Origin of the sequence: Flavobacterium pokkalii (assembly GCF_014596575.1) — a bacterium.
In the GTDB taxonomy this organism is placed as follows: domain Bacteria; phylum Bacteroidota; class Bacteroidia; order Flavobacteriales; family Flavobacteriaceae; genus Flavobacterium; species Flavobacterium pokkalii.
On sequence record NZ_NASZ01000021.1, the window covers coordinates 53,935 to 73,507 of the forward strand.

A 19,573-nucleotide genomic window follows, 5' to 3' on the forward strand; every position below is an offset into this window, starting at 1 on the left:
TTATTTTTGACTTCTAAAAAAATGCGTCTCAAAAGTGGCTGCATTCCCTACCTGATCGGTTACAATTACTTTTAAATCATTGGCTCCTTCGGCAACAATTCCATCACTAAAATGATGGGTTATTTTTCGGGTTTTATAATCGTATTCAAACAAAATCCAATTTCCGTTCAAATAACCGTTGTACGACTTAATTCCGGAACCACTATCACTGATGGAAAGCTGAATCGTTTTATCATTACTAATCCAACGACCTTCAATAGATTTTGCCATACTAATTGTTGGCGCAGTCGTATCCATTGCCAAAGTATATTTTCCCAGAGAACGCACTTTTGTGGCATACAAATTCCCTTTTACGGAAGTTGAATTATACCCCAATCGCCCACTAGAACTTAAACTGGCAATATATACTTTACTTTTTTGTTCCTCCGAATATTTGTCGCTTTCCATTGTTATTTCAAAACTGGAATGTACCGGAACAGTATCATCATGAACGGTTAAAGCAGCCCCATTCACCGCAAAATTCATCGCAAAATCATCATAGAAAGTTCCGGCTGGAAAAGTAACCGTCATATTCTCTTTTGAAAAGATGTTATCCTTATTGGCTTTTACAAAATAATTAGACTCCACTTTTTCTTTCTCCACAATCGGGCTGGAAGCATCAAAAGCAATCGGAATATTGATAATTGTGGTGTTTCCAAAATAATCAGCCACTTCAATACGATAGGTTGAACTTAAATTAGGCAAAACTGTTATGACTCCATTGGTTGCGTCAGTTTTAATAATACTCAGATTATATGGCGTTTTCATGAATAATTTCTGAACCCTTTGCGATGTTTTTTTATAACGACCGTAATCTATCAAAGCATTCACATAACGCATTTCGTCAAAAGAATAGGTATCAAACTGGTAACCAAAAGAAGCTTTTCCATTCAAATAAGATTGAATTTTAAAAGCACCGTTTTTATTCCAGGAAACATTATCATAATCAACCGCTGAAACCCCAAAACCAATAGCTCCGTTAGCCAAAACTTTATTAGCCAGATAAGTTCCGTCTTTTTGCAAACTTAAATTCAGCATCAAAGGCTGTTTGGATTTATTAGCCGTGGCACCGTCTAGCGGATAAACATACACCGCCGAAACGATTGGTTTTTTAGTGTCTTTAAAATTTTTGTCAAAACCAAAAAACATCGGATTGATAATTTTTTCAGTTTTTGTATCTCTGAATTCAAAATGCAAATGTGGTCCTTCGGAAGAACCTGAATTTCCGGAAAGGGCAATCACATCTCCTTTTTTAACAACTAATTCATTGGCTTGCGGAAACATCTCAATTTCATTAGACTGCTCTTTGTAATGCGTTTTTTTAATGTATGCTTCAATCGCTCCGGTAGCTGTTTGCAAATGACAATATACCGTTGTAAATCCGTTGGGATGATTGATATAAATAGCCTTTCCGTTTCCAAAAGGCGAAATTTTAATACGGGAAACATAACCATCGGCGGCGGCGTGAACTTCGAGCCCTTCTCTTTGCTGGGTTTTAAAATCAAAACCCGCATGAAAATGGTTAGGTCTTAATTCGCCAAAATTTCCCGACAACTGCATCGGAATCGCTAACGGGGGCTGAAAATAATCCTGTGGATAAACTGTTTGAGCAATAACTGCTCTGGAAATCAATAGAAAAAAAAGAAAAAATCTCATAGATGTCGTTTTTGCTAAGATAAAAAAACTAATTAGGAATGCTTTAGAAAAAAGATTTTTTTGTAACCAATTACAGGACAACATTTTGATTATTTTATAATAAAAAAAACAATAAAATATTGGAATAATAAAAACTAATACTAAATTTGTAATATTAAGTAATGATTAGGATTAATAATGAGTGTAATTGCAGAAATAATTGATACTCTTGAAAGTAAAGTTGAAAAACTGATTCTAAAACTAAAAAATTTAGAAAAAAACAATCAGGATTTAACTGTCGAATTAAATAAATCTGCACAAATCATACAAAAACAATCTCAGGAGATTGAAGCTTTAAAAGCACAGTATGAAACACTTAAAATTGCCAATTCATTATTAGGCAGCGAAGAAAATAAAAGAGATACAAAGCTTAAAATAAATTCATTAATTCGTGAAATTGATTACTGTATCGCTCAGTTATCAGATTAGTATAAAAAATGGACGAAAAGCTTAAAATTAAAATATCAATTGCAGACCGCGTGTATCCCTTAACGGTGGATCCGAGTCAGGAAGAAGGACTTAGAAGTGCTTCCCGAAAAATTGATACTATGATAAAGCAATTTGAAGAAAATTATGCTGTTCGCGACAAACAGGACGTTTTAGCCATGTGTGCCCTGCAATTTGCATCACAGGTAGAGCAAAAACAGATTGACAACGCTATCAACGCAGATGAAACGGTTGACAGAATTCAGAAAATTAATGCATTTTTAGACGAAAATCTCTAAAAAAACAAGACGTTCTTACATAACTAAGATACTGCCTACATTAGTACCTATTTGATAAACTCAACACTAACAAATTAGAATGAGCAAATCGTCACTACTATAGCAAGCCAATTCAGTTTGGAAGCTTGAACAGTGAGTTAGCTCAAAACTTGTCTTTACGAGTTTATACAAACCACTTAATGTAGGCTTTTTTTATATATTAATTTTTTAAACAAACATGGACATATTAACGATCATTATTTCGGGAATTATAGGTGTTGCAGTGGGTTTTAGCATTGCTAAAATCATTGAAAAAAGTAACATTTCTAACCTTATCAAAAACGCAAAAAAAGAAGCTGCTTCAATCTTAAAAGACGCTAATTTTGAAGCCGAAAACATAAAAAAAGATAAAATTCTTCAGGCAAAAGAGAAATTTATCGAATTAAAATCAGAGCACGAGCAAGTAATTTTGGCTCGTGATAAAAAAGTAGCTGAAGTTGAAAAAAGAACGAGAGACAAAGAATCTCAAATTTCGAATGAACTATCTAAAGCTAAGAAAATCAACGATGATTTTGAAAGAAAAACAGCCGAATTACAGGCTAAAGTGGAGCTTTTAGACAAAAAACAGGCTGAAGTTGACAGACTACACAAAAGTCAGTTACAACAATTAGAATTGATTTCTGGTTTATCTGCGGAAGAAGCTAAGGAGCAATTGGTAGAAGGTTTAAAAGCAGAAGCTAAAACCAAAGCCATGTCTCATATTCAGGACACTATTGAAGAAGCTAAACTTACAGCACAACAAGAAGCTAAGAAAATCATCATCAACACTATTCAGCGTGTAGGAACTGAAGAAGCAGTAGAAAACTGTGTTTCGGTTTTCAACATCGAATCTGATGACGTAAAAGGTAGAATTATCGGTCGTGAAGGACGAAATATCCGCGCTTTAGAAGCTGCTACGGGAGTAGAAATTATTGTTGACGATACTCCGGAAGCAATTATCCTTTCTTGTTTTGACCCTGTTCGTAGAGAAATTGCGCGTTTGTCTTTACATAAATTAGTAACTGACGGACGTATTCACCCGGCACGTATTGAAGAAGTGGTGGCTAAAACTGCGAAACAAATTGACGACGAAATTATTGAAGTAGGTAAACGTACCGTTATTGACTTAGGAATCCACGGCTTACACCCAGAATTAATCAAAGTTGTTGGTCGTATGAAATACCGTTCGTCTTACGGTCAAAACTTATTACAACACTCTCGTGAAGTTTCTAAACTTTGCGGATTAATGGCTGCCGAATTAGGATTGAACGTAAAACTGGCCAAAAGAGCCGGTTTATTACACGATATTGGAAAAGTTCCGGATACAGAAAGCGACTTGCCTCACGCTTTATTAGGTATGCAATGGGCCGAGAAATACGGCGAAAAAGAAGAGGTTTGCAATGCCATTGGAGCACACCACGATGAGATTGAAATGAAGTCATTACTTTCTCCGATTGTTCAGGTTTGTGATGCTATTTCAGGAGCCAGACCAGGAGCCAGAAGACAGGTTTTAGATTCTTACATCCAACGTTTGAAAGACCTTGAAGATGTTGCTTACGGATTCAACGGAGTTAAAAACGCTTATGCGATTCAAGCCGGTAGAGAATTACGTGTAATTGTTGAAAGTGAAAAAGTTTCTGATGACAATGCAGCTACTTTGTCTTTTGAGATTTCTCAAAAAATCCAAACCGAAATGACTTACCCAGGTCAGGTGAAAGTAACAGTAATCAGAGAAACCAGAGCAGTAAATATTGCGAAATAATTACTCTCTTTAAAAAATAGAAATTAAAAAACATCCTCAAAAGGGATGTTTTTTTTGCTTTTACATTTTCTTTCTGGGATGAAACTGTTGTAAAACTTCGGTTAAAAATTTTCGATCCAAATGCAGATATATCTCTGTGGTTGTAATCGATTCATGCCCTAACATTAATTGAATCGAACGCAAATCAGCACCGTTTTCTAAAAGATGAGTAGCAAATGAATGCCTGAAAGTATGCGGACTGATTTTCTTTTTCAAACCAATTTTAGAAGCCAGATTGCTAATAATGGTAAAAACCATTGCGCGACTCAACTGCCCTCCCCTTCTATTCAAAAACAACGTATCACTGAACTCTTTTTTAAAAGGAATTTCCGGTCTGACATTTTCTTTATAAATCGTAATATATTTTTGAGTAATCGGCGCTATTGGAACAAATCTTTCTTTATTTCCTTTTCCGCTCACTTTTATAAAACCTTCCTCAAAAAACAAATCGGATATTTTGAGCGAAACCAATTCCGAAACCCGAAGTCCGCAACCATACAGCGTTTCCAGCATCGCCCGATTGCGCTCGCCTTCCTTCGCAGATAAATCAATTGCAGCGATTAAAGCGTCAATTTCTTCAACCGCCAAAGTATCCGGTAATTTTCGGGTAGTTTTAGGAGATTCAATCAATTCCATCGGATTATCTTCCCGATAATCTTCAAAAATTAAATAGCTGAAAAAACTTTTCAATCCTGAAATAATTCGCGCCTGAGAACGCGCATTAACCTGAGCCGAAATCATGTAAACAAACTGCTGAATCGTTTCTTCCTTAATTTTCAAAGGAGAAATATCCACTTTATTTTGTTCCAAAAACAAACACAAACGCTCAATATCAAAAGAATAATTAGCAACTGTATTCTTTGACAGTCCGCGCTCTATTTTAAGATAACTTTGATAACTTTTAATATAAAAATCCCAGTTCATACTACAAATAAACGACTTTTATACACATAAAAAAACCTCTCCTTTTCAGAAGAGGTTTCATTGAAATTATTTTTTTTACAATTTGAAATTTACACCTAAATTAACCGATGAAAAAGTTCCGCCATCTACTGAAATTCCTTTATAAGCTACATAAAGTCCAGCATTTTCCATTTGGTAACCAATTTTTGGTTGGTATAAAAATCCGCCATCATTACCTGATGGATTAACTCCAATTCCATAACCTAAATCAGCGCCAATAAACATCTTATTTTCTAAGGTAAATTGAGCTGTCGCCGCTACAGGAATAAAACCAGCTGCATCAACTCCGTCTTTACCAAGATAAGCTGTATAGCCTGTTGTAATACCCGCATCCAAACCTTCAGCCACATTCCAGGTATAACTCAAATCAGCTCCTAAGTTTACAGAATACCAATCTTTAATATCGCCTGTAGGCAAACCTACATGAGCTCCTAATTTAAAAGCGCCACTTTGGGCATTTGTAAATGCAAAAGCAAACAATGCTGCTGCTGTTAAAATGATTTTTTTCATGGTTGTGATTATTAAATTAATAATTTATTTAATTAAAATTATCAAATACTTAAAAAACAAAAGCGACACCTACAAAAAACTTATCAACATTTCTATTAACAAGTATTTAACAAGTATAAAATTTACATAAAAAAAGACTACTCGAAATGAATAGCTTTTTAAGAATGTTTCATTTTAGATTCATTAGAATTTGTAAGCAACTGCAATAGCAATATTACTATTGTGCAATTTTTCACTTCCTGAATCTTTTGCAATATTACTTAAACCAAAACCATATCTGGCACCAATATTTACATTTTCAGCTACATCATAACCAGCACCAACATTTAAACTAAAATCAGTACTTTTAAAATAATCTTTAATATCTATACTAACTCCTTCAGCCTTACCATTTGCCGATAATAAAAACCCAATTTGAGGTCCAGCTTCTAAACTGAATCCATCAGCTACATAAAATTTAGCCATTACCGGAACATTTAAATAAGACATATTGAAATTCACATCTGTTCCTTCTTCTTCAATTTTTGTTCCTTGCAAAGAATACAAAACCTCAGGTTGAACAGAAAATTTATCAGAAACTTTAATTTCAACAAGACCTCCTGCTTGAAATCCAGCCTTGATTGAGTTGTTTTCAACATCTCCAGTAAAGTTAGATAAGTTCAAGCCTGCCTTCACTCCAAATTTTACTTCTTGTGCGTTAGCGAATCCAAAAGCAAACATTGCTGCTACTGTTAAAATAATTTTTTTCATAATTTTTTATTTGTTAAAATTTTGCTGCAAACCTAAAACATTTACTACTTAAAAACCAAATTTTATGTTAAAACAAAAACTGCTAAATAACTCAAAAACATATTATATAAAAACCAAAACAAACTACAAATCAGATATTTAAAACCTATCATATCACTAAATTTAGTGATTTTTTGAAAAAATTAAACAAAATCATTTCTGAAGTTTTAACTTACAAATAAATCAAGACTTAAAAATTGTTTTTTGACTTATTTATATTAAGTATTACAATAAAATAAGTCATTTATCTGTTTTATATTTACAATCTCAAATCTTAAAACAAAAAAAAATGAAAAAATTAATCTTAGCAGCAATTATGCTTTTTAGCACCACAGCTGCAATACAAGCACAATCCATTCGTTTGGGTATTAAAGGTGGAGCCAATTTTGCGAATCAAAATGGAGACGATGTACCAGATGTTAACAAAGAAGGAATCACAAGCTACCATGCGGGTTTAGTTGCAGAAGTTAAATTGATGGATCGCTTTGCTATCCAACCTGAACTTTTATATTCTACACAAGGTGCTAGCTACAAAAATGCAGGTGAAGAATTTAAAAATGAATTAGGATACTTATCTATTCCTGTATTGGCTAAAATTTATTTAAGCGAAAGCCTAAGTTTAGAACTAGGCCCTCAGGCATCTTTTCTGTTAAAAGACAGAAAAAATTTCGATCCAGGAGATGCTAACACATTTGAATTTGCTGCAGTTGGTGGTTTAGGATTAAATATCACTAAAAACCTATTCGTACAAGCACGTTATGGACTTGGGTTAACTGAAGCTACTAAAGATGCCGACATAAAAAACTCAACAATTCAGTTGTCAGCAGGTATAATGTTCTAAAATTTTTTTCCGAAACAAATTTTAATTTAAACCGTGTCGTTATTTTTTTTAACGACACGGTTTTTTTATATTTTTACAAAAAAGATTTTAAATGAAAATTAGCATTATAAACGGACCTAATCTAAACTTATTAGGAAAACGCGAACCTGAAATTTACGGAAGTTTGACTTTCGAAGCCTATTTTGAAGAATTAAAACAAAAATTTCCATCTGTCGAATTCAACTATTATCAAAGTAATATTGAAGGCGAATTAATTGATAAAATACAGGAATTTGGCTTTACCTATGACGGAATCATATTGAATGCCGGAGCTTACACCCATACATCTGTTGGTATTGGTGATGCTGTAAAAGGAATCACCACTCCGGTGGTTGAAGTACATATTTCTAATACTTTTTCCAGAGAAAGTTTCCGCCATCAATCTTATATTTCCGGAAATGCCAAAGGAGTAGTTTTAGGTTTTGGCTTAAAAAGTTATGATTTAGCCATACAGTCTTTCCTGTAATTAACTTTCAAAAATTATTATAAATCCTGTTTTTCTATCTTGGATACGAAAAACAGGATTTTTTGCTAATTGGCAATTCTAAATAGGCATTACCTCCACTTAAAAAACCTCATAAAGCAACTGAGCAGAATACTTTCGGAAATCTCACTAAACAAACTACTTACTAATCTTAAAAACAAAAAATACGTATTTAAATAAGTATTTTTACGTAATTATTTTTCAAAAACTGCGTTTTCGCAACTTTTCGCCAGTTTAAACTACTTAAATTTGTAAAAAAATATAAGTAGTATGAAAAACACAACTTCCCTTTCAAAATCGCACCGAATGTTATTTCTCAATACATTAGCTTTCACCGTTTGTTTTGCCTGTTGGACATTAAATGGTGTTTTAGTAACCTATTTGGTCGATAAAGGTATTTTCAACTGGAGTGTGGTTCAGGTAGGATGGTTACTAGGAATTCCTATTTTAACCGGAGCTGTAATGCGTTTACCAATGGGTATCTTAACGGATAAATTTGGCGGAAAATATGTTTTCTCCTTATTATTATTGCTGTGTTCTATTCCGTTGTTTTTACTTCCGTTGGCCACTAACTTTTATATGTTTGCTTTTTTAAGTTTTCTTTTTGGAATGGTTGGAACCAGTTTTGCTGTGGGAGTAGGATATACTTCTATTCTATATCCAAAAGAATGGCAAGGAAGAGCCTTGGGTATTTTTGGAATGGGAAATGCGGGTGCAGCAATTACCACTTTTATTGCTCCTTCCTTATTGAATGAATTTGCAGTAACAGATCCTGAAAACGGCTGGAAAATTTTACCCGTTATCTATGGTGCTGTACTTTTAGCAATTGGTATTTTGTTTTTAGTTTTTGCTGAAAATAAAAAAATAGAAAAATCAACCAAAAGCATTCCTCAAATGCTAAATACCTTAAAAAATGTTCGTGTTTGGCGTTTTGGAGCTTACTATTTCTTAGTTTTTGGTTGCTTTGTGGCTTATTCACAATGGTTATTGCCAAACTTCATGAATGTGTACCAAACCTCCTTAGTTATGGGAGGAATGTTTGCCACATTATTCAGCTTGCCATCCGGAGTCATTCGTGCTTTTGGCGGCTACTTGTCTGACAAATACGGAGCGCGTAAAGTGATGTATTGGGTTTTAGGAAGTTCCGCTTTATTTAGTGCTTTATTAATGGTTCCAAAAATGGAAATTACAACAGCCGGTTCAGGAATTATGGCTAAAAAAGCCGGTGTAATTACAGAAATTAGCCCTACAAACATCAAAGTTGGAGAAGCGGATTTTCCTTTAACTGCTAAAAAAGAAATCGCAAGTGACGGAAATAACATTTTACCAAGCAAAACTTCCTGGCAGGAAGTCGTGGTAGCACAAAATCAAAATGTAGCCAAAAAGGAATTACTGGCACGCGGAATTACTCAAATTAAATTTGATGCCAACATGTGGGTATACTTAATTCTGGTTATTTTAATTGGTATTTCCTGGGGAATTGGAAAAGCGGCGGTTTACAAACACATTCCGGAATATTTCCCAAACGAAGTAGGTGTTGTAGGTGGAATGGTAGGACTATTGGGTGGACTTGGAGGTTTCTTTTGCCCAATTATTTTTAGTTATTTACTTGAATTCACCGGACTTTGGTCCAGTTCGTGGATATTCGTGTTATTATTCTCAGTAATTTGCCTGGTTTGGATGCATCTTATCATTACAAAAATGATGAATAAAAACGAACCTGTTTTAGCCAAACAAATCGAAGTTTTGACTTAAATATTAGTTTTAAATAAATCAAATCCTCTTAGGTTGTCCTTCTGACCTGAGAGGATTTTTTGTTATATTTGAAAATATAAAACCAAACTTTTCTCTAAAAAATGCACGAAAAACCAATCCTCTATTTTAAAAACAATGCCGAATGGAGAACTTGGTTGCACGAAAACTACAATAAATACAAAGCCGTTTATTTAGTATTTTACAAAGTAGCTCACGAAGCCGAAAGCATGCGCTGGGAAGAAGCGGTAAAAGTGGCTATTTGTTATGGCTGGATTGATTCGACAGTAAAAAAACTGGACGATGACCGAAGACTCCAACTATTCACCCCAAGAAAAGACAAAAGTGTTTGGAGCAAAGTCAACAAAAATTACATAGAGGAATTGATTGCTACCAACTTAATGCACGAAAGCGGTTTGAAAAAAATTGAAATCGCTAAGCAAAACGGTTCCTGGGAAAGTCTGGATGCTGTAGAAAACTTAGAAATCCCTGAAGATTTACAACTCGAATTTGATAAAAATCAGGAAGCTTTTACCAATTACAACAACTTTAGTAAAAGCTATCGCAAAAGTTATTTGTATTGGTTAAACCAAGCCAAACGGTCAGCAACCAGACAAAACCGAATTGCCCAAATTATTGATTTATGCGAACGGAATTGTAAAGCAAGGCAATAACAAAAAATTACAATTATGGAAAAGAAATTAACTGCAACAGAATCTGAAGCTTTATTAGTTACTTTAAAAAACCGTTTTGAAAAAAACAAAAACCGCCATCCTGATTTAGAATGGAATAAAATCCAAACGAAACTGGAAGCTAATCCTGAAAAACTTTGGTCACTAAATCAAATGGAGCTCACCGAAGGCGAAGCTGATGTCATTCATTATGATACAGAAACTAACACCTATACTTTCTGTGATTGTTCTCCTGAAAGCCCAAAAGGACGTAGAAGCCTATGTTATGACAAACAAGCGTTAGATTTCAGGAAAGAAAACAAGCCAAAAAACAATGTATTGGATGTTGCCGCAGCAATGGGAATATCACTTTTGAACGAAGAAGAATATCGCTTTCTACAAAGCTTAGGCAATTTTGACAGCAAATCATCCAGTTGGATTCAAACGCCAAAAGAAATCAGAGAACTGGGAGGTGCTATTTTTGCTGATTTTCGATATAACACCATTTTCATTTACCACAATGGTGCCGAATCTTATTATGCTGCCAGAGGATTTCGGGCTTCTTTAAAAATCTAATTACCAAAAAACCACAACATGACGTTCAAACCATTGCTATTCTTCTTTTTTAGTATTTCGATTTTTGCTCAAAAACCGGATGAAGAAGCTTTCAACAAGCTCAACCAGTCAGCTATTTGGCAATTAGAATTAAAAGATAAAGGAACTAAAAACTGGGAATCCAATTGGTTTTTGGACGGACATTTTGCTCAAATAAAAAACACTCCGAAAGGCATGATTTTTAATGCCGGATCGGAAGAACGAAATGATGCGCATCATGCCGTTTTATGGACCAAAAAATCTTTCAAAGGCGATTTAAAAATAGAATACCAATTTACCCGAACCGATGAAAAAACTACCTGGGCTTGTATTTTATACCTTCAGGCAACCGGAATTGACATTTCTCCTTATGATGCTGATATTTCCAAATGGAACAAACTCAGAGAAATTCCGGCGATGAAAACTTATTTCAACAACATGAAAGCTTTGCATATCAGCTACGCTTCTTTTGACAACTATAATACCGATAAAAACAAAGATTATATCAGAGTGCGGCAATATCCGGTGGAAAAAGGACAAAATTTCAATACCACAACCGAAATTCCGTCTCCTTATTTTGAAACAGGACTTTTCAAAACCGGAGAAACCTATAAAATCATCATCATCAAAACCACTGAGAGAATTTATTTCAAAGTAACAGGAAAGAATATTTCTAAACTTTTCTTCTGGGATCTTAGCAATTCTAAACTACTTGACGAAGGACGAATTGGCCTCCGCCAAATGTTTAGCCGTTCGGCTATTTATAAAAACTTCACCGTTTATACCCGAAAATAATTAACTTTAACTTTTAACCACCCTCAACATTTTTTTTAACTATGACCATGAAAACCAACCCTTTCCTTAAAACTCTTTTTTTAGGATTGCTGCTATTAATTTGCTCAGTAATTTTTGCTCAAAAAACAGCTCAATTTTTTCCCTCTAAAGATTTAACCTCGGTAGGCGTTTATTATTATCCGGAACATTGGAATCCGGAACAATGGGAACGTGATTTTCAAAACATGGAAAAAATGGGTTTTGAATTCACACATTTTGGCGAATTTGCCTGGGCACAACTTGAACCCGAAGAAGGCAAATACGATTTTAAATGGTTGGACAAGTCTTTAGAATTAGCTAAAAAATACCATCTTAAAGTAATTATGTGTACATCAACTGCTACGCCTCCGGTTTGGTTGGTACGCAAGCATCCCGAAGTACTAGCCACAATGGAAGATGGTACTCAAATGGATCACGGAACCCGGCAACATGCTACTTTTTCGAGCAATTATTATCGAAGCTATTCGATGAAAATGATTGCTGAATTAGCCAAAAGGTATGGTAATGATAAAAACATAATAGGTTGGCAATTGGATAATGAACCACGTCGTTTTCTGGATTACGGACAGGATGCACCACAACGTTTTAGAAACTGGTTAAAAGAAAAATATAAAACCATTGATATTTTAAACGAAGCCTGGGGTAACAATTTCTGGAGTGGTACTTATTCTGATTTTGACGAAATCAATATCCCCAAACACAGTCTTTGGGGAATGAACTTGCATTCGCAATTAGATCATTATCGTTTTGCAGATGATGAAACCGCTACTTTTTTAGATGATCAGGCCAAAGAAATCCGTAAATATTCGAATCCAAATCAATGGATAACTTCTAATTATATTCCGATGTACGACGTGGGTTATGTAGGAGCCAGTAAAGAACTGGACTTTGTTTCTTACACCCGCTATATGGTTTATGGTGGTGATTTAGGCATTGGAGCAAAAGGTTTCCGAGTGGGAGAATATTCCCGAATTGCCTTTGCGAACGATTTTTTCCGTCCCCTTAAAGGCGCTTATGGTGTAATGGAATTACAACCGGGACAGGTCAACTGGGGAAGTATCAATCCACAACCCTTACCGGGCGCAATGAGATTGTGGTTATGGCATGTTTTTGCCGGCGGAAGTAAATTTACCTGCACCTATCGCTATCGCGCGCCCTTGTACGGTTACGAACAGTTTCATTACGGAATTGTAGGTACTGACGGAGTGACTCCTACTCCCGGCGGACAGGAATTCAGCCAATTCATCAAAGACATTACTACTTTGCGAAAAAAATACAATCCGAAAGCGCAATTGCCTAAGGAATATGTACATCGTAAAACCGGAATTCTGTTCAATACCGATAATGTAATGGGAATTGAACTGAACAAACAAACCAGTCAATGGAATACTATTAATCACTTTACCAAATATTACAAAGCGGTTAAATCCTTTGGTGCTCCGGTGGATTTTGTTCGAGATACCACTGACTTTTCTAAATATCCGGTATTGCTTGTTCCTGCTTATCAAATGATCGACCAGCAAATGATTAACAAACTGACTGCTTATGCTAAAAACGGTGGGAACTTAGTCTTAAGCTGTCGTTCCGGAATTCAAAATCGAAAAGGACATCTTTGGGAAGCCAAATTCTACGAACCGATGTGGCAATTAATTGGTTCCGAAATTGAATCTTATGATTTATTGATGCCGCAATCACCGGACAAAATTAAATTCAACAATCAGGATTTTGACTGGGTTTCTTGGGGCGATTTATTAAAACCAAACAAAGGAACAGAAATCTGGGGCACTTTTCAAGGTGATTTTTATGCAGGAACTCCTGCGGTAACTTCGCGTAAATTAGGCAAAGGAACGGTAACTTATATTGGTGTGGATTCGAAAAAAGGAGATTTGGAGAAACAGGTTTTAACTAAATTATACCAACAACAAAATATCGCTATCGAAAACTATCCGGAAGGAATATTGGTAGAATACCGTGATGGTTTTGGGATTGCGGTAAACTATTCGGATAAAGTGTATGAAATGAAATTGCCTGCCAATGCTGAAATTATCATTGGAACAAAAGCCATGAAAACAGCTGATGTGTTGGTGTGGAAGTACTAAAAAGGTTTGGAACGCTGATTAAACAGATTTAAACGGATCTTTTTTTAATTAAAATTGAATAGAATTGGGCTTTAGCCCGATTTACAAATTGAAGCTTTCAAAAGGCTTTAGCCGAAATCTAAATCAAGATTTGGCTAAAGCCTTTTTTTATGCCAACGGTCTTGCTGAAGATCAACTAAGCTATACGAAACATACATCAAAGCAACGGAAGCTCGCATTAGGCTGACGGAAGCATACGTCAGGGCATTATTTTTGCTTCGGAAGCCCTATTTAACTCTACATATCCCAAAAAACACATTAATAATCAAAGTTGTGGTTTGTAAGATTTAATTTCTATATTTGAATAAAGAATAAACACTGTCGTTTATCAAGCAAAGCCGTCCAATTTAAGGGATATAAATCTGATTCTGTCAAACCTAACATACAAGTTATGTGCAAGGCTAAATAAACAGTACAATAAATTATGATTGAAGAAAAATTTGAGAGACTACATGATTTACAAATCAAATGTTTAAATGAGATTATATTGGTTTATAATTATGAACTTAAAAACAATAATGGTATTTCTCATGTTGCTCATTATGCTGCTTCAATAATAACTAGAGGTAATTCATTAATAAAAAGTTTTGAATTGCTTTTTAACAATAATATTTACTCCACTGCAATATCTCTTATCAGAATGCAAATCGATAATTGCCTGAGGCTTTACGCTATAAGTTTATGTAATCCTATTTTACTTTTAACAGAAGTTGAAAAAGGCACTTCAATCAGAGATATAAAAGACCGAGACGGAAAGAAAATGTATGATAGTTATTTAATATCAAAGCTAGATAATATTTTACCAAACTTTAAAACTTTATATGATGAAACTTGTGGGTTTGTGCATTTTTCTTTTGAACACTTAAACTTGAATAATAAAAAACATGAAGAAAACGGTAAAGTAAATGTAGAAACTTTAATAGGAAATGAATTTGAAATTTCCGAAACAGATAAAATAAAATATTTGGAATATATGATTACTGCTACATATAATTTATATCGTTTAATTTATAGTTATAGATATGATTCACAAAAAACAAAATAAAACAACCCGATAGCGCGGAAATTCTTTCCGTGCCCACAAAGATGAGTAACTTTGTTGAGATCCTCCCTTCGTCAGGATGACAAGTTTGTGGTCAAAGTTCCAGAGAAGTAAAGTCTCCTGACTTCGAACAGTAAAATTAAGGTTTAATTTTTTTGGCTTTCAGCTATTTCATTCCAAACTCAAAAAAGCTTCTCCAAGATACCCAATAATATCCGAAGCGATAAAGGACTGAAATCCGGTTTTAGGCACAGCAATATCAGCCGTTAATCCGTGAAGATAAACTCCTAAAATAGCAGCATACACAGCTTCATAAGATTGCGCCAACAAACTTGTAATAATTCCCGTCAACACATCGCCGCTTCCGGCTGTGGCTAAGGCTGGATTTCCGGTGGTATTTTTATATATTGTTTCTCCGTCAACAATATGTGTGGGAGCGCCTTTCATTACAATTATCACATTGTATTGTAGGGAAAAAGAAATAGTTTTTTCGAACTTCTCTTCTTCTGAACTCCAACTTCCTATCAATCGTTCCAATTCTTTGGGATGCGGTGTCAAAATTGTTCTAGCTGGTAACAATAAAAAACAGGCTTTGTTTTTGGATAAAATATTCAAAGCATCAGCATCAATCACTAAAGGAATTTTATTCGCATTTAAAAACTTCAAAAATGCTTTTTGCGTCAGCTCATGTTGCCCAATTCCCGGACCAATACCAATAGCATTGGGTTGAAAATCAAACTGGATATTAGAAATACGCTTTTTCTTTATATCGATCAAAACCATCACCTCGGGAATCGCAATTTGAAGAATTTCATAACCACATTTGGGAACAAAAGCAGTAACTAATCCGCAACCGGTTTTCAGCGCAGCTTTGGAAGACAAACAAACAGCACCTATTTTTCCATAACTCCCTCCGATAAGCAAAGCATGTCCCTGAATACCTTTATGAGTATCCACAGCGATTTTTTTATAAATTTTTAGAATTTCTTTCTTATCAACAGCAATTTTCGCTAACATAAAAATAGCTTTAATTTTTAACACTCTAAGTTAGTTTTATTTCTTCGAAAAGAAAATGCATTGAAAAATTAATTTCAATAAAAATAGCTAATCATCCGACAACAAAAGTTTGAAGAATACGCCTTTGTTACTCAAAATAAAAACAATAAATTAGCGACGTCAAAATTTACATAAAATCATAATGAAAAATACTGCGCTTACGCACATCCACGAGGCTTTAGGGGCTAAAATGCTGCCTTTTGCCGGATACAATATGCCTATTACTTACGAAGGCGTTAATGCCGAACACGAAACCGTGCGCAACGCTGTAGGAGTTTTTGATGTTTCTCACATGGGAGAATTTATACTTTCGGGACCAAATGCTTTGGCTTTAATCCAAAAAGTAACTTCAAATGACGCGGCTACCCTAACTGACGGTCGTGTACAATATTCTTGTTTGCCAAATAATAAAGGAGGAATTGTTGACGATTTATTGGTTTACAAAATCAAAGACGAAGAATATTTATTAGTTGTAAATGCTTCTAATATTGAAAAAGACTGGGACTGGATTTCGGCTCAGAATGATTTAGACGTAGATATGAAAAATTTTTCCGATGATTATTCACTTTTAGCCATTCAGGGACCTAAAGCAGTGGAAGCCTTACAATCATTAACTTCGGTAGATTTAGCTGCTATCAAATATTATCACTTTCAGATAGGCGATTTTGCCGGATTTAATGATGTTATCATCTCTGCAACAGGATATACCGGTGCCGGAGGTTTTGAAATTTATTGCAAAAATAATCAAGCAGAAGCTATTTGGAACAAAGTTTTTGCTGCCGGAGCTCCTTTTGGAATCCAACCAATTGGTTTAGCTGCTCGTGATACTTTACGTTTGGAAATGGGATTCTGCTTATACGGAAACGACATCAACGACACGACTTCACCAATTGAAGCAGGATTAGGTTGGATAACTAAATTCAACAAAGAATTTACCAATTCAGCCAATTTAAAAGCGCAAAAAGAAAACGGAATTAGCCGAAAACTAATTGGTTTTGAAATGCAGGAACGAGCCATTCCAAGACACGATTACGAAATTGTAGATGCTAATGGCAACAACATCGGAATTGTAACTTCAGGAACCATGTCACCATCTTTAAACAAAGGAATCGGAATGGGTTATGTTACTATCGAAAATGCTGCGATTGATTCAGATATTTTCATTCGAATCAGAAAAAAAGATGTTGCAGCCAAAGTGGTAAAAATGCCATTTTATAAAAACTAAAAACAAAAAACTTATTTTTACATTGCTAAAAAAATAATCAGAAATGGGAAGAGCATTTGAATTTAGAAAAGGAAGAAAAATGAAACGTTGGGCTGCTATGGCTAAAACGTTTACCAGAATTGGAAAAGATATTGTAATGGCCGTTAAAGAAGGCGGTCCAAACCCTGATACCAACTCCAGATTAAGAGCCGTTATCCAAAATGCTAAGGCTGCTAACATGCCTAAAGATAACGTAGAACGCGCTATAAAAAATGCATCCAATAAGGATACCGCTAACTATAAAGAAATTTTATTCGAAGGCTATGCTCCTCACGGAATAGCGATCCTGATTGAAACAGCTTCAGACAACAACAACAGAACGGTAGCTAACATTCGTAGTTATTTTAACAAATGCAACGGTACTTTAGGAACACAAGGGTCGGTAGAATTCATGTTCGACCACACTTGTAACTTCCGTATTCCTAAAGAAGGTTTGGATGCCGAAGAATTAGAATTAGAATTTATCGATTTTGGTGCCGAAGAAGTTTTTGAAGACGAAGACGGAATCTTAATCTACGCTCCTTTCAACAGCTTTGGAACCATCCAAAAAGAATTGGAAAACAGAGGAATCGACATTCTTTCTTCAGGTTTTGAAAGAATCCCTCAGATTACTAAAAAACTAAATGCAGATCAAATTGCAGATGTTGAAAAATTAATCGAGAAAATCGAAGAAGATGATGACGTAATGAACGTTTATCATACTATGGAAGAAAACGAAGAATAAATTCTTCTATAAAATAGCCTAATATAAAGAGAGTTTAGCACATCGTTAAACTCTTTTTTTGTGGCGTTCCCTTCGGGTCGGGCTTCCCGATAGCTATCGGGACGCTATATCTTTTTATTTTGTCAAATTCAAAATATTGAAAGACAAAATAAAAAGGATGCCGCTTCAATCCCTAACGCAAAACCGGAAACCATAGAAACATCATTCTATCGATTTCCATTTTCTATAAAACAACGGATATTCATAGGACAACATACAAATCCACCCTACCAAACAGGCCAAAGCGATACCTTCTATCCCAAAATGCGGAGCTAAAATATAGGCCGCAACAACTCTGCCCAACATTTGTGCAAAAGTTGAATTCAAAGTAATTTTCATCATTCCTAAACCTCTGAAAAAACCCTGTATCACATTGGTAACTCCCGGAAGCAAATAAAGAAAAACCATTACTTTCAAATAATTTTCACCCTCGTTTACCACCTCTAGTCCCTCTTTACCTAGAAACAAAGAAATAAGCGCTCTGGAAAAAAACAGCACAACCAGCATTGCTAAAACAGAATACACTAGTTCCATTTTTAGCCCTGTTAAAAAACCTTTTCGAATGCGGGCAAAATTTCCTTTACCATTATTTTGAGCTAAAAAAGCTGTCGTTCCGTGCGCTATATTTTGCTGAACAACCATTACAAAATCATCAATTTTACTTACCGCATTAAAAGCAGCAATATTGACTACACCTAATGGGTTCACTGCACCCTGAATCAAAAATTTACCCAAATGCAACGTAATTTGCTGCATAGCTGCAACCGAACTATAACTAACAATTATTTGAAACAAACTCCTGTCAAAAATAAAATCCTTTGATGAAAATCGTAAAATTAAAATCCGATACCGTACATATAATACACAAAATAAAGCGGCAACAGCTTCAGCAATGACCGTTGCCCAAGCAGCTCCCTCCACACCTTGCTTCCAAACTACAACGAAAAGAAGATCCATCAATACGTTCAACAAGGCTGAAGCAATCAAAAAATAAAGTGAAGCCTTTGAATTTCCCATACTTCGCAAAGTTGAAGCATAAATATGATAGATAAAGGTAAAAATAAGACCTATAAAAATAATCTGAAGATAGGAAGTTGCCTCTTCCAGAATAGTTTCAGGTGTATCCAATAAAAGAAGGATATACCTCGAAAAAAAGAATCCAAAAGTGACCAATATTAAAGTAAAAATTCCACCTGAAATCAATGAAGTAGAAATAACTCTTTTTAGCTTATCCAAATTTTGTTCACCAAAATACTGCCCCATCAATACCGACATCCCTAAACAAATGCCAATAATCAAAAAAAGGAGCACATTCATCACCGGACTGGCAGCTCCTAAAGCAGCCAAAGCATTCGCTCCAACATAACGCCCAACGATAACGGAATCGGCCGCATTATAAGTCAACACAAAAAAATTACCAACGATTAAAGGTAAAGTAAAATGAATAATTTGCGGAACAATAGCTCCACGAGTCATATCGACAAGTTTTTCTTTAGTCATCTTATAATAGTTCTTTGATAATTCAAAAATACGTATAAAACAAAAACCCTATCCG

General features: G+C 34.9%; 19 protein-coding genes. 13 read left to right on the top strand and 6 right to left on the bottom strand.

Annotation, left to right across the window (positions count from 1 at the left end; genetic code table 11):
* Window positions 1–1,695: a M23 family metallopeptidase gene (locus B6A10_RS12805; protein ID WP_188221183.1), complete on the bottom strand. Its 1,695-nt coding sequence runs from the start codon at window positions 1,693–1,695 to the stop codon at window positions 1–3.
* Window positions 1,696–1,872: 177 nt separating this feature from the next.
* Between B6A10_RS12805 and B6A10_RS12810 the strand changes: the two genes are divergently transcribed.
* The 3 genes from B6A10_RS12810 (at window position 1,873) to rny (ending at window position 4,239) form a co-directional block, all read left to right on the top strand.
* Window positions 1,873–2,163: a hypothetical protein gene (locus B6A10_RS12810; RefSeq protein WP_026714983.1), complete on the top strand. Its 291-nt coding sequence runs from the start codon at window positions 1,873–1,875 to the stop codon at window positions 2,161–2,163.
* 8 nt (window positions 2,164–2,171) lie between these two features.
* Entirely contained in the window at window positions 2,172–2,459 is a 288-nt protein-coding gene (locus B6A10_RS12815; protein WP_026714984.1) for a cell division protein ZapA, read from the top strand.
* Between the two features lie 217 nt (window positions 2,460–2,676).
* Window positions 2,677–4,239 carry a ribonuclease Y gene (gene rny, locus B6A10_RS12825; RefSeq protein WP_188221184.1) on the top strand — a complete coding sequence of 521 codons (1,563 nt, stop codon included), beginning with the start codon at window positions 2,677–2,679 and terminating at the stop codon, window positions 4,237–4,239.
* A 60-nt stretch (window positions 4,240–4,299) separates the two neighbouring features.
* Here the strand turns inward: rny and xerD are convergent, their stop codons facing one another.
* The 3 genes from xerD to B6A10_RS12840 all read right to left on the bottom strand — a co-directional run bounded on the left by xerD (window position 4,300) and on the right by B6A10_RS12840 (window position 6,501).
* Window positions 4,300–5,202, bottom strand: coding sequence for a site-specific tyrosine recombinase XerD (xerD, locus tag B6A10_RS12830; RefSeq protein WP_188221185.1), 903 nt, complete (start codon window positions 5,200–5,202; stop codon window positions 4,300–4,302).
* Between the two features lie 75 nt (window positions 5,203–5,277).
* On the bottom strand, window positions 5,278–5,751 hold the full coding sequence (locus B6A10_RS12835; RefSeq protein ID WP_055090511.1) for a hypothetical protein: 474 nt from the start codon (window positions 5,749–5,751) through the stop codon (window positions 5,278–5,280).
* A 183-nt stretch (window positions 5,752–5,934) separates the two neighbouring features.
* Window positions 5,935–6,501 carry a porin family protein gene (locus B6A10_RS12840; RefSeq protein ID WP_188221186.1) on the bottom strand — a complete coding sequence of 189 codons (567 nt, stop codon included), beginning with the start codon at window positions 6,499–6,501 and terminating at the stop codon, window positions 5,935–5,937.
* A 328-nt stretch (window positions 6,502–6,829) separates the two neighbouring features.
* Between B6A10_RS12840 and B6A10_RS12845 the strand changes: the two genes are divergently transcribed.
* From B6A10_RS12845 to B6A10_RS12880, 8 genes are all read left to right on the top strand, one after another.
* The gene (locus tag B6A10_RS12845) at window positions 6,830–7,381 is read left to right on the top strand and encodes a porin family protein (protein ID WP_055090508.1); all 552 of its coding nucleotides are present in this window, start codon (window positions 6,830–6,832) and stop codon (window positions 7,379–7,381) included.
* Window positions 7,382–7,472: 91 nt separating this feature from the next.
* Window positions 7,473–7,886 (top strand): type II 3-dehydroquinate dehydratase, encoded by a 414-nt coding sequence (locus B6A10_RS12850; RefSeq protein ID WP_055090506.1) that lies wholly within the window; start codon window positions 7,473–7,475, stop codon window positions 7,884–7,886.
* 288 nt (window positions 7,887–8,174) lie between these two features.
* Window positions 8,175–9,659: an MFS transporter gene (locus tag B6A10_RS12855; protein WP_055090504.1), complete on the top strand. Its 1,485-nt coding sequence runs from the start codon at window positions 8,175–8,177 to the stop codon at window positions 9,657–9,659.
* 101 nt (window positions 9,660–9,760) lie between these two features.
* Entirely contained in the window at window positions 9,761–10,330 is a 570-nt protein-coding gene (locus B6A10_RS12860; protein ID WP_188221187.1) for a YdeI/OmpD-associated family protein, read from the top strand.
* Window positions 10,331–10,345: 15 nt separating this feature from the next.
* Window positions 10,346–10,903: a DUF4256 domain-containing protein gene (locus B6A10_RS12865; RefSeq protein WP_188221188.1), complete on the top strand. Its 558-nt coding sequence runs from the start codon at window positions 10,346–10,348 to the stop codon at window positions 10,901–10,903.
* 18 nt (window positions 10,904–10,921) lie between these two features.
* Complete coding sequence (locus B6A10_RS12870; protein WP_055090497.1) at window positions 10,922–11,716, top strand: DUF1961 family protein; 795 nt, start codon at window positions 10,922–10,924, stop codon at window positions 11,714–11,716.
* 47 nt (window positions 11,717–11,763) lie between these two features.
* Entirely contained in the window at window positions 11,764–13,854 is a 2,091-nt protein-coding gene (locus tag B6A10_RS12875) for a beta-galactosidase (protein WP_231633621.1), read from the top strand.
* A 463-nt stretch (window positions 13,855–14,317) separates the two neighbouring features.
* Window positions 14,318–14,938, top strand: coding sequence for a hypothetical protein (locus tag B6A10_RS12880; RefSeq protein ID WP_055090494.1), 621 nt, complete (start codon window positions 14,318–14,320; stop codon window positions 14,936–14,938).
* 168 nt (window positions 14,939–15,106) lie between these two features.
* Here the strand turns inward: B6A10_RS12880 and B6A10_RS12885 are convergent, their stop codons facing one another.
* Window positions 15,107–15,952: an NAD(P)H-hydrate dehydratase gene (locus tag B6A10_RS12885; RefSeq protein ID WP_055090588.1), complete on the bottom strand. Its 846-nt coding sequence runs from the start codon at window positions 15,950–15,952 to the stop codon at window positions 15,107–15,109.
* A gap of 181 nt (window positions 15,953–16,133) precedes the next feature.
* Between B6A10_RS12885 and gcvT the strand changes: the two genes are divergently transcribed.
* Together gcvT and B6A10_RS12895 are read left to right on the top strand one after the other, a co-directional pair.
* On the top strand, window positions 16,134–17,216 hold the full coding sequence (gene gcvT / locus B6A10_RS12890; RefSeq protein ID WP_188221189.1) for a glycine cleavage system aminomethyltransferase GcvT: 1,083 nt from the start codon (window positions 16,134–16,136) through the stop codon (window positions 17,214–17,216).
* Between the two features lie 43 nt (window positions 17,217–17,259).
* Window positions 17,260–17,979 carry a YebC/PmpR family DNA-binding transcriptional regulator gene (locus B6A10_RS12895; protein ID WP_188221190.1) on the top strand — a complete coding sequence of 240 codons (720 nt, stop codon included), beginning with the start codon at window positions 17,260–17,262 and terminating at the stop codon, window positions 17,977–17,979.
* A 201-nt stretch (window positions 17,980–18,180) separates the two neighbouring features.
* Here the strand turns inward: B6A10_RS12895 and B6A10_RS12900 are convergent, their stop codons facing one another.
* Complete coding sequence (locus B6A10_RS12900; RefSeq protein WP_188221191.1) at window positions 18,181–19,518, bottom strand: MATE family efflux transporter; 1,338 nt, start codon at window positions 19,516–19,518, stop codon at window positions 18,181–18,183.
* Window positions 19,519–19,573: the final 55 nt, after the last annotated feature.